12 protein-coding genes and 3 pseudogenes are annotated in these 10,681 nt (G+C 54.6%); 2 read left to right on the forward strand and 13 right to left on the reverse strand.

Annotation, left to right across the window (positions count from 1 at the left end; all coding sequences use genetic code 11):
* Positions 1–137: 137 nt before the first annotated feature.
* The 6 genes and pseudogenes from AB4090_RS14275 to prfB form a co-directional block, all read right to left on the reverse strand.
* Positions 138–800 (reverse strand): response regulator, encoded by a 663-nt coding sequence (locus AB4090_RS14275; RefSeq protein ID WP_369574557.1) that lies wholly within the window; start codon positions 798–800, stop codon positions 138–140.
* A 114-nt stretch (positions 801–914) separates the two neighbouring features.
* Positions 915–2,558, reverse strand: a complete 1,644-nt coding sequence (locus AB4090_RS14280; RefSeq protein WP_369574558.1) for an ArnT family glycosyltransferase — start codon at positions 2,556–2,558, stop codon at positions 915–917.
* Positions 2,559–2,571: 13 nt separating this feature from the next.
* A complete protein-coding gene (locus AB4090_RS14285) occupies positions 2,572–3,588 on the reverse strand; it encodes a glycosyltransferase family 2 protein (protein ID WP_369574559.1) in 1,017 nt (338 codons plus the stop codon).
* A 257-nt stretch (positions 3,589–3,845) separates the two neighbouring features.
* Positions 3,846–4,046 (reverse strand): DUF2892 domain-containing protein, encoded by a 201-nt coding sequence (locus AB4090_RS14290; protein WP_369574560.1) that lies wholly within the window; start codon positions 4,044–4,046, stop codon positions 3,846–3,848.
* Positions 4,047–4,127: 81 nt separating this feature from the next.
* Positions 4,128–4,793, reverse strand: coding sequence for a Crp/Fnr family transcriptional regulator (locus tag AB4090_RS14295; protein WP_369574561.1), 666 nt, complete (start codon positions 4,791–4,793; stop codon positions 4,128–4,130).
* 232 nt (positions 4,794–5,025) lie between these two features.
* Positions 5,026–5,178 (reverse strand): annotated as a pseudogene (gene prfB / locus AB4090_RS14300) (peptide chain release factor 2); the annotation flags it as partial.
* Between the two features lie 214 nt (positions 5,179–5,392).
* On the opposite strand from prfB, the gene AB4090_RS14305 reads away from it, so the two are divergent.
* Positions 5,393–6,304, forward strand: a complete 912-nt coding sequence (locus tag AB4090_RS14305; RefSeq protein WP_369574562.1) for a hypothetical protein — start codon at positions 5,393–5,395, stop codon at positions 6,302–6,304.
* A 156-nt stretch (positions 6,305–6,460) separates the two neighbouring features.
* Here AB4090_RS14305 and AB4090_RS14310 read toward each other — a convergent pair whose 3' ends face one another.
* The gene (locus AB4090_RS14310; RefSeq protein ID WP_369574563.1) at positions 6,461–6,802 is read right to left on the reverse strand and encodes a type II toxin-antitoxin system RelE/ParE family toxin; all 342 of its coding nucleotides are present in this window, start codon (positions 6,800–6,802) and stop codon (positions 6,461–6,463) included.
* A 74-nt stretch (positions 6,803–6,876) separates the two neighbouring features.
* Between AB4090_RS14310 and AB4090_RS14315 the strand changes: the two are divergent.
* A pseudogene (locus tag AB4090_RS14315) lies at positions 6,877–7,041 on the forward strand (transposase); the annotation flags it as partial.
* A gap of 648 nt (positions 7,042–7,689) precedes the next feature.
* Here AB4090_RS14315 and AB4090_RS14320 read toward each other — a convergent pair.
* The 6 genes and pseudogenes from AB4090_RS14320 to AB4090_RS14345 all read right to left on the reverse strand — a co-directional run bounded on the left by AB4090_RS14320 (position 7,690) and on the right by AB4090_RS14345 (position 10,541).
* Positions 7,690–8,109, reverse strand: a complete 420-nt coding sequence (locus AB4090_RS14320) for a putative toxin-antitoxin system toxin component, PIN family (RefSeq protein WP_369574564.1) — start codon at positions 8,107–8,109, stop codon at positions 7,690–7,692.
* Positions 8,109–8,348: a ribbon-helix-helix domain-containing protein gene (locus AB4090_RS14325; RefSeq protein WP_369574565.1), complete on the reverse strand. Its 240-nt coding sequence runs from the start codon at positions 8,346–8,348 to the stop codon at positions 8,109–8,111. Before AB4090_RS14325 ends, AB4090_RS14320 begins: the two co-directional genes overlap by 1 nt.
* Before the next feature lie 139 nt (positions 8,349–8,487).
* Positions 8,488–8,736 (reverse strand): annotated as a pseudogene (locus tag AB4090_RS14330) (IS3 family transposase); the annotation flags it as partial.
* A gap of 39 nt (positions 8,737–8,775) precedes the next feature.
* A complete protein-coding gene (locus AB4090_RS14335) occupies positions 8,776–9,705 on the reverse strand; it encodes an STY4851/ECs_5259 family protein (protein ID WP_369574566.1) in 930 nt (309 codons plus the stop codon).
* Positions 9,706–9,883: 178 nt separating this feature from the next.
* Positions 9,884–10,243: a HigA family addiction module antitoxin gene (locus tag AB4090_RS14340; protein WP_291508869.1), complete on the reverse strand. Its 360-nt coding sequence runs from the start codon at positions 10,241–10,243 to the stop codon at positions 9,884–9,886.
* 16 nt (positions 10,244–10,259) lie between these two features.
* Positions 10,260–10,541 (reverse strand): type II toxin-antitoxin system RelE/ParE family toxin, encoded by a 282-nt coding sequence (locus AB4090_RS14345; protein ID WP_369574567.1) that lies wholly within the window; start codon positions 10,539–10,541, stop codon positions 10,260–10,262.
* Positions 10,542–10,681: the final 140 nt, after the last annotated feature.

Genomic DNA, 10,681 nt, shown 5'->3' on the forward strand with positions numbered 1-10,681 from the left:
ACCACAGACGTTTTCGAAAATAGGCGCTGAAACCCCTATGAATGCTGGGGTGGCATTACGAATTTGACGATTTTTGCCGTTGAACTGTCGAACTCGGGAGAACAGGCGTCTTTGTAATGAAGGAGCAGGATCGCGCATTAGCACTTCTCTACCAGCCAACCGGCGCCGCGAAGATTTTTGATAGCGTCGGCTCCGAGTTTTTTCCGCAGACTGTGAATGAGAAAGTCGATGCTGTTGCTCTCCACCTCCTCACCCCAGCCATAGATGCGGGTTTCCAGCTCCTCGCGACTGAGGATACGGCCGGGCCGTTGCAACAGGGCACTGAGCAGGGAAAATTCGCGTGCCGAAAGGCGTTGCGCTTTCTCGCCCTCGCGCCAGACTTCACGCGTGCTTGGGTCGAGGCTGATCAGACCATTGCTGAGTAAAGGCCCAGCTTGTCCACCCTGGCGGCGCTGTACGGCGCGTAAGCGGGCGAGTAGTTCGCGGGCGGAAAAGGGTTTGATGAGGTAATCGTCGGCTCCGGCATCCAGCCCGCGCAGGCGCTCCTCCAGGGCATCACGGGCACTGAGAATGAGTACCGGCAGGGTATGACCCTGGGCACGCAAATCCTGCAGCAGCTGAACGCCATCGTCGTCTGGCAGACCGAGGTCCAACAACAGCACCTCATGCTCGCTACGCTGCATGGTGCTGCGCGCGGTACGTCCGTCACTTACCCAGTCCACCGCATGACCGCCATCACGCAGGGCCAGCACGAGCGCGTCGGCCAGCATCCGATCATCCTCCACGAGTAATATGCGCATGCCCCCTCCAGCGACACCTCAGCTTGCCAGTTGCGGTCCAGCATAACAGAGCAAAGTTAGGGAAGGATGAGGAAACGAGGGTCTGCAGATCGGGGTGGACGCGGCGGTTCCAGGCTATGACGAGCCGGTAATGCGTAGGAGAGAGATCTTTTCGTGATCATAAATTTCGAACCGGGTCATGAGCAGGTCTGCCTGGTATGGGGGCTGCAGCGCCAACACTAGATCTTTAACGTCTGTCTCAGGGCAGACGACGTACAACGGCTCAACTCCGGTGAAGCGATTGACATCACTTGCATGCGCAACGCGATGCACAGTCATGTTGCCGCGCGCGGCGTAGAAAAGAAAATCTGGCTGGAACCAATTCCATGCCACTAATCGGTAGGGATTCCCTTGCTGGATTTCGGAGATTTTCTTACCCATCATCTGTGCAGGCTTTAATTGGTTGAACTGCGGCGTTAACACGAAAACGAGAAGTACGCTCAAAGCGACCGCCGAAATTGCGATGCTGATCATGGCGGGCAAAATTTTGCCGCGAAGCAGGAAAAATACCGCCACGATTCCGCCAATGAGGTAAGGTAAACCTGTGGCCACGAGATTCGGAATTTCTGGTTCTCTCTGGGGTAGGATCCAACCGCCGAACAGGCATAATGCCAAGCCGATAACCAGTAGTAAGCCAGCGGAAAAAAGATCCAAAATTTTTCGGTTCTCAAGCCCTGATCTGAGTCTGTTATCAAAATACAAAGCCAAGAGAATCGCGAGTGGTGGGTAAGATTCCCAAACATAGCTCGGAAGCTTGGTCGCCGAGAAGCTGAAAAAAACTGCCCACACCACTGCCCATATCATCATGAAAAGGGTCTTTTTTGATATTTTTTCCGATAGGAAGAAGTTATTTTTCTTGAGCCAGACAAGCAGGTGTGGGAAAAAGATAGACCAGGGTAGCATGCCCAGGAAAATGCTGATGATATAGTAAAACCAGGGACCTTTGTGCCCTTGCATGCTGGAGTCGAAGCGCCCGATATTTTGCTGGATGAAAAATATTTGATCCCAGGCGCCATGCGTTTCTATTCCCACCGCAACATACCAGGGCAGGGTGATCAGCAGAAATAGTGGAACGCCAAATTTGAGTCTGCTGTCGCGCAGTAAAAATTTCAGATCATTTTGGCTAATGAGAAAGACGACGATGATGAGCCCAGGTAACAAAAAGCCAATTGGCCCCTTATCTAGTGTCGCAAAAGCAAAGGCGAGATACATAAGGAGTAAATACTTGTACCTTTTCTCTTCGTGAAGATACCCGTAGAGAAAGAAGGTCAGGGATGCCGTTACCGTGAGTATGAGCAAGGGATCGGGTGTAGCGCTGCGGAAAATAATGGTGCTATGCAGGATGGTGGCGGTTATCAATACGGAAATTATAGCAACACGTTGATTGTATAGTTTTTTTACCATTACAAGCAACAAAAGAATGAGTAGCGCACCTACGATAGCAGAACCGATGCGCAGTCCGAAAGAGTTTAAGCCAAATATTTTTACTCCTGCCCACATCAATAGATAATTCAAGATGGGCTTATCGGGTAGCAGATGGCCGTTGAATAGGGGAACGATCAGGTTTCCCGTTGCCATCATTTCTTTGAGTGCTTGCGCGTAAATTGGCTCGTCAATGTCCCACAGGCTGGTATTTCCGGTTCCCCAGGAGAAAAACAGAAAGGAGCCGACGAAAACGAATAAGGCGTTAGCGATAGAGGATATTTTATTTTTTTTCATTTTGATTACAATTCTACTCATCTTGTAATGTAACTATCTTACTGGACCAAATATCTTGCACCAGATAGATTGGGCGGTTTTTACTTTCCTCGTATATTCTGGAAATATACTCGCCAATAATGCCTAAGGCCATGAGTTGAACCCCACCGAGAAAGAGCACGGTGACCATGAGCGATGGATAACCTTTGACCGAGTTTCCATAGATAAGCGTATCAATCACAAGGTACGCAGCCGCTATAAAAGAAGTTAATGCGATGGTGAGGCCCAGATACGACGCGAGCTGCAAGGGGACGTGACTGAAAGAGGTGATTCCCTCAACGGCAAAATGCCATAACTTCCAGTAGGTCCAGCCCGTCTGTCCGGCATGTCGGGGCTCGCGCTGATAATGGATCGAGGTTGTCCGATAACCCGTCCAGGCGAAAAGCCCTTTCATGTAGCGGCGGCGTTCTGGCATGCGTTTTAGGGCTTCCAACACGCGCCGCGAGAGCATTCGATAGTCACCAGTGTCGTGTGGTATTGGAACGTTGCTGATTTTGTCTAGCAAGCGATAATACAAATAAGAACTTAGTCTTTTGGTGTAGGATTCGCCAAGGCGTTTGTTACGAATGGCATTGATTACATCATACCCTTCCAGAAATTTCGCAAATAGCTCAGGAATGAGCTCTGGCGGATCCTGCAAGTCTGCATCGAGAGGGACTGCGACATCACCATTGGCGTGGTCTAAACCGGAGGTGAGCGCTGCTTCCTTGCCAAAATTTCGCGATAGATTGATTACCGTAACGCGCTTGTCTTTTTCGCGCAGGGCGAGTAAGCGTAGTAATGTATCATCACTACTGCCATCATTGATAAAGATGATTTCCCACGCTTGTTGCATGCCTTCCAGAACCGTTTGTACGCGATGATACAACGGTTCGATATTTTCCGATTCGTTGTGGCAGGGGATAATCACGGAGATGAGATAGGTACACGCCCTTTGGCATATTCCATCAAACATCTCGTTTAATGATGTTTCTTCATTGCTGTTGGGCATCGCTATTTTCTCTCCAACACCCTCAGGGATGAACGCGCGTTGATACCGATCCCTGCGAGTGTATCAGAGAAAAATTAGTTCAGCATGAGGAAAAATACTGCTTGACCCTCAACCTGTTTTTCGCACTTCCATATTTTGTCACGCGACGGTGTTTCACCGCCGCCCACGGAACATGGTTGGAAGGATACCCTGCTGATTCACCGCGGCGAGACGGTGCGCTTCATTGCCCATTATGGCCAGCGCGTTGGTGTGTAGGGTCAGCGCACTTTGCAGGTACGTATCCCGAAAATGGAGTAGGCGGGACACCAACCAACCAAGCCGGTGACCAAGGGGACGACTCCTAACCAGCCCCAAGCGCTACTCGGGCCCCAAAAGACCAGGCTGATGACGAATGCGCCCAGCAATATGCGTAGTCCACGGTCCAATCCACCCTCGTTGTACAATGATTGTATGCTCATGACAGTACTCCTGAATCCTCGGGAAAAGAGTCATGATATTGTCAGAGGGTGAGAGAGATGTCGGTGACAAAATCACCAAACTCAAGAGCTATTTGCTAGACGGCGCAGCGCAGCAAGGTCAAGTAGGAGAATTTGACGATGTTGGCGCTGAATCCAACCGCGTTCCTCAAAAATCCGCAATGTACGGCTGACGACTTCGCGGGCGGAGCCGAGTTCTGCGGCGATCGCGTGGTGGGTACTGTTGATCATCCCGTTCTCGACATCAGCGTGCAGTAATAATCGTGCCAAGCGAATATCGAGACGAGTAAAAACTACTTCTTCCACGAGGCTAAAGAGCTCCGTCAAACGATCACCGTAGGCGCGAAAAACAAAGCTGCGAAAAATTGGGCAGTCGGCAATCCCTTTTTGGAATGGGTCTTGTGGAAAAACGATGGCGCGCACCGAGGTCTCACTAATCCCCATCGCGGGATAGGCGTGGCCATTGAACAGACAGGCCGTAGTGAGGATGCAGGACTCCCCAGCCCCAATTCGATATAACAAGATTTCTCTTCCACTGATAGACACTTGCTGCACACGGATCCGCCCATCCTGCACGAGAAGATACTGCTCACACAGCGAGCCGGCGTGGAAAATCTGGCTGCCAGCGGGAAAACCAACCTGTTTGGCTGCAGCTAATAACGCAGTACCACTGTTCGTCTGGGTCAGACCGCGAAGTTCGGGAAATTGATTGAGCCAGTCTGGCATCATTTTTCTACTCCTCGACGCAGGCTTACTCGGTGGGTTTCCTGTACCGCCACGGTGCTCCCTGGAATGCCCCAAAACCCACCCAAAACGCAGGTTGTGAAAAGACCCAAAATCGCTCATTCTCAACCCGGTTCGAGAGCCCTTTTCAGACCGTTTGCGGTGGCGCCATTAGCTCGAGCCGGGGAGGCCATTACATCTCTTTACGGTAACCATGCGGCACTGCACACGCCTGCACTCCCAGCTTTGTGGTCGTTTCGGCGTTGTTCCAGACCCCTGGGTCTTCCAGCTCCCGGCCTACTTCTTCGAGACGACCGCGCTTTTCTTCGAGGTCAAAGATACCCCCTCAGGCCGTCCTTTCGGCCTGGAGATCGGCGCCCAAGGCGCGCATCTCATTCACTTCACGCATGAAACATCCCTTTACTGGGGCCGCTAGGCCCGCGCCAATCCAAAGCGCCACATTATGCGCAAAGATGGGGGTGGGGGCTAGCGGGGATCGCGCGACTGGCACGGGTTAGTGGTAATTAGTGGTAAATTGACGTCTGCAATTCCTTGGCCATCCGCCGCCACCCACTTCCTGCCGACCTGCCCCGAGGATCGCCCCAATGCGCCTAAAAATCCCATACTTCGCCCTTGTCGTCATCATGACCAACGCCCCCTGTGCCGTGGCCAGCCCACCCACCAAGCCCTTCGTGGCGCCGGGGCTGTGGGAGATCGTCACCGACGTTACCGGGCCGATGCAGCAACATTCTCGGCGCACCCAGCAGGAATGCTGGAACGCGGAAGGGCAATCTGGTCAGAGCGTAGGGATGCTCCCCGGTGCAGGAGCAGGCCCGGTAACGAGCTCTCATGTCGTAGATAACTCCGATCAGCGTTCCACGGTACGGGTGCATACCGCCATGCAACTGCCCCAAGGCCAGATGACCCAAAACATCACCATGGTGTTCACACGAGGCCCCGGCGACCTGCGCCACGCCACCATGACCGGGAGCGGCAGTATGACCTGGTCCAACGCGCCCATGCTCAACGAAACCTTTACCCAGCACGGTCACTGGATCGCTGCCGTATGCTCCGCCACGCTGCCGCCCGCCGGAAAAACCGCCCCGCAAATCCAGGCTATGCGGCCTGGGGCTCAGTCCCTGCTGCAGCCTGGGGAATGGGAAACCACCGCACAGGTCAGCACGCCAGCAGGCCCGCAGATGCTGCAGCAAAAGGTTTGCAACCCCGGTAGTGGCGTTGCCGCCATTTTGATGCAGCAGCAAGGTCTGCACTGCGCCCCGTGGAAGGAGACCAGTTCAAGCATTGGCGGCGCCCACCGGCTGGAAACCATCTGCACGCAAGCAGGGCCGACCCGGGAAACCCATTTGACGCTGGACGCGCACGCCAACGTTGCCGTCGCTCCGGATGGGCGCTCCGCACACGGCACCGTGCAGGCCACAGGCCAGGTCGATGGCAGATCGTTCACGACACCCCCCACGGCATTCCACTCGCGCTATCTGGGGCCCTGTGCTGGGTGAGGGCCAAGCGGGAGCGCCCTGTTGACCAATCGCCGCGCGTTTTTTGAGCGTAAAGCCTTCGCTTTGGCACCAAGATCGGTCTGCAACGGGTCTGGTCTTTCTGTCAACGCCAGCCAGAAATCGCCCCGCGCCCTATCGAGGGCGCAATGCCTTAGGTCAAGCGCCCAGAAGCCGACGTGCAAGCACGGACTGCATAGCCCGTCGGCTATCGACGATCAGGTAGATAATGACCCGGCTGTCCAGTACGCGATAGATCACCCGATAGGGCGTGAAAGCCATCTGCCGGTATTCCTTGATGCCCAGCGCAACGAGTTCCTTGGGGTAACTGCCGCGTTCAGGGAACTGGGCCATCCCATCCACTACCTCCATCAATCGGTCGAGCACGTGGTTGGCGTTGGCCACACCATCGAACTCAGAGGTGTAGTTGCGGATGGATTCCAGATCCTGCTCCGCACCTTGGGTGAGCAGAACCTCATAACCCGTCGGCCTGCTGACCATCAGGTTGTGACCCGTTTCGCGCGTAGGCGCGCCACTACATCGACGACCGGCTTGAGCTGATCGGCTTCGACGTCCTGCTGACCTTCTATGACTTTCCAGCAGAGCATTGGCGGCATATCCGTAGCAGCAACGCCATCGAATCGACCTTTGCCACCGTTCGGCAACGGACGACTCGCACGAAGAACTGCGTGTCCCGCAGCAGCTTCCTCGGTTTGAGCTTTAAGCTCATACAGGACGCCGCCTAAATCATGTTAGGAATCGCTCATACACTACTCTTGACTATAGCTCCAGATAGGCGTGGGCCGTGCAAACCCGTATGTGGTGGTTGGTCACCATCCGCTGCCGGATCTGCAAGTTTTGCGGTCCTGGCCAAGGCCCAAAGTCCCCGTCGAACTGACGAATCACCCCAGTTTTGCAAGTCTCATGGGCTTGGGAAAAGGCCGGAAAAGCGCCTAGAAAGGTAGCCAACCCCAAAACCCAGAGCTGTGACCGACATCCTGCACGCATCCGATCTCCCCCATTGATCGCTCATCTGTGTAGCGGCATGCACTGACCACTGCCGCTTTCCCATTGCACGGGGTATGCACACATCATGGACTTTATCAGGAATGTGTTTTCTGTCCATGTACATGTTCGGACATGAATGCTCGGATCGTGTCTGAGATCTGCTGATCCCCATGCCACCAGCCAACAGTTGCCATTCCTCATAAAGGGGGTGTGACAGCGCCTTTCCGAGACCAAAAGTCTCCAGCATCCCATCCCGATATTTATATTTTGATTTGATCGCATTCCACGCAGAACTTGTCGTCAGCGAGTTCTGGGCGAAGGGCAGAAATGGGTCTGGTGCCGTCCTTCACCGCTGACGAAAGCGGCGGACCGGCATGGCGTCAAAGCGCCTCGGCGCAGAACGTAGCTGGGGTCACGATGCGAGCGTGGCCGATGCTGCCGCGTTGCAACAGGCCGGCGCGACGGTCGCCGGTCACCAGGTAGTCGGCTTCGCTCGCCACGGCCATTGCCAAGAGGAAGGTGTCATTCGGGTCAATTGCTTCGACGCCTTCCGGCAGACGAGGCAAAGCGTCCAGCACGACAGCACGCTGCATGTTGTTGACCATCGTGCCGACGCGGTGGGCGGGCAGAATGGCCTTGAGCTTCGGGTAGCGGCTCACGCGCCGCAGTTCGTCGAGCTGCGCCGCCGATGTCACTAGATCGAAGCGCGCCGCGCGCCAGGCGCGGTAGATCATGTCCGGCGAGCCGTACGGCGAAATCAGCGCGCCGAGTAGCACGTTGGTATCGAGGATGACGCGCATCAGTGCTTACGTGCCCATTGCACCGCCTCGTCAATGAGGTCGTTCAGCTCCGTTTCGCTCATGCCGGCGGAAGCGGTCTTGGCCTGATCGACAGCCCGCTCCAGCAGGTAGGCGCGCACGGCCTCCTCGATGAAGCGCGACAGGTCGCCCTTGCGGCCGCCGCCCTGCGCGGCGATGAACATGCGCACGGACTGATCCACGTCCGGCGACACGGCGATGTTCCAGCGAACCGTGTTCATGATGCCTCCAATTCAGTGTTTAGTGCATAGGTGTTTATACACCTTTTGGACAGCTCCGGCAATCAGCATCGCGCGCGGATGGCGGACGAGGGGTTTGACACATTTATAAATGTGCATTAAACCCAACATATTGCGCAGCCTAAAAAATCAAGGTTGTCGCGTCCTCCATTTTTAAAGCCGCCTTTTTATCCTGTCGTTGTGGGTTCAGATCTACCGCACCGATCAGTGTCCAATTGCGTGTGCTATCTGACCAGCGCGCAGGATTTCTTGCCTTGGCCACCTCATAGAGGGCATGACATTTCGCCAGCAGCGCATGATCTTCGCCCCGGTGACGTTGGGCCGGTGTGACGAAGCGAATGCGACTGTGACGATGCTCAAGATTGTACCAAGCGGCGTCTACTGCGCAAAGCTAATTTATACCGGTTTGTCACAACAATCTGGAAATCTGCTCAGATTTAAGTGTTTCCGGTAAAGTTAAAATAGACCTGATTTTCCACATTCCATCCGCATCCTGCTCGAGGTGCCGCACCAGTGTCAGGCAGGTGATCTGACATTCGATTCGAACCCGCGCAGCGTCTTGAATCAGTTGTTCAATCATACCTCGTGCTTGATCGTCCTCCACCGGCAGAGGAAATCGTTCGCGCCAGTTGGGTATGCTTCGATTAAGTTGGTTAACAGCACCCGCGCTGGCAGCATCCAGCGTGGCTTCGGTTTGCAGATTAAGCACAGTTCTGGCGACATCGGCCAGTAAAGTGACAATAGCGGGGTGTCTATAACTCTGCGGTAGGTCTCCCTGTAGGCTTTCCATCCATGTTTGCAGATCCAACTGAGTGACATTGCTACCCATGGCAAGTTGCAAGATTCGGCTCAAAATCTGGCCAATCTTGCCGCGAGCTTGTGCAAGAAGCCGCAAAGGTAATCCACCTTGAACCGCTATACTCCCGAGGAATCGGAGCCCTCCGCTCTCCCAGAGACCTAAACCCCAATCTTTAAGGCCTCGCTGTACACATTCACGTCGCTGGACTGTAGTCCATTCAGATGGATTTACGCCGAGGTCTCTTAATATGGAATCCCCTGACCAATGCCCACCATTATAGCGGCGTCGCCACCAATCTGCGGCATAAAGAACGAATAACGCAGGAAATCCAGGCAAATGAGCAGCGACTAAATCTAGGCCAGCCAAGTTGGACATGCTGCCGATCTGACCACGAAGAAGGCTTTCCAGAGAGTCAAACTTGGCCGTAGAAAGACGGTAGCGATAAAGAGGGCGGCCATCCGGCTGGTCAAGTCCACGAGAATGGAGCAGTTCGCGTCTCCAATCGGAAAACGGTGTCGGCACGTGGAACTTTTCCTCCATGTTTCTGGGGTTGCTACTGATGCGTTGAAAAAACTCGTGCTCAGGCCCGCACTGAGGATACCGTAAGAGCTCAACCATCTCCAATGACCGCTACCACTGCAATATAGCCTTTCAGCCCACCTGCCACAGAGCGTGGCAAACTCAACCTGCCGGAGTCGTTACCAGCGGATCCTGGTCGTTACGCCGCATGAACGTCGTATCGTTGAATCTTATTAAGAACTGCCTGCATGGCGTGGCGCGTCACGGCGAGATCGTAATCGGTTTGCAGGCCCACCCAGAAACCGTCGCTCATTCCGAAAAACCGGGACAGCCGCAGCCCGGTATCCGGGGTAACGGCCCGCTTTCCCATCACGATCTCCCCGATACGGCGCTGCGGGACGCCGATTTCCTTGGCTAGACGGTACTGGGTGATGCCCATCGGCTTCAGAAAGTCTTCCAGCAAGATCTCGCCGGGGTGAATGGGGGCAGACCGACCTGCGCGCAGATTCGCCACGTCGGAAAAATCCATCTTTTCGATCTCTTCCACACGAATGCTCACGATATACCTCCATCCATCAGTGATAATCCACGATCTCCACGTCCCAGGCGTTGCTGTCGCGCCATACGAAGCAAATCCGCCACTGATCATTGATGCGCATGCTCCATTGGCCGTTCCGATCGCCGGAGAGCTTCTCCAGGCGGTTGCCTGGCGGTACAGCCAGATCTTCGATCCGGCCGGCGCGATGCAACTGTGCCAGTTTCCGCTGCGCCATCCGCAATAGTTCCGCTCCAAAGCGGCGCACTTTCAGGCCAGCGAAGACTGCGGCGGTTTGCTTGTCCGCAAAGCTCATGATCATCGGTGAATGCTAACGCGGCCCGATAGTAGGGTCAAATAACGCGAAAACTGCTGCTTGACGGTCGTCGAAAAGCATGGATACTTTACAAAAGGTTAGTACTGCCAGTTGCAAAGAGCAGCTCGGAGAGTAGGCAATGCCCC

This window comes from Acidithiobacillus sp. IBUN Pt1247-S3 (assembly GCF_041146875.1).
Lineage (GTDB): Bacteria > Pseudomonadota > Gammaproteobacteria > Acidithiobacillales > Acidithiobacillaceae > Igneacidithiobacillus.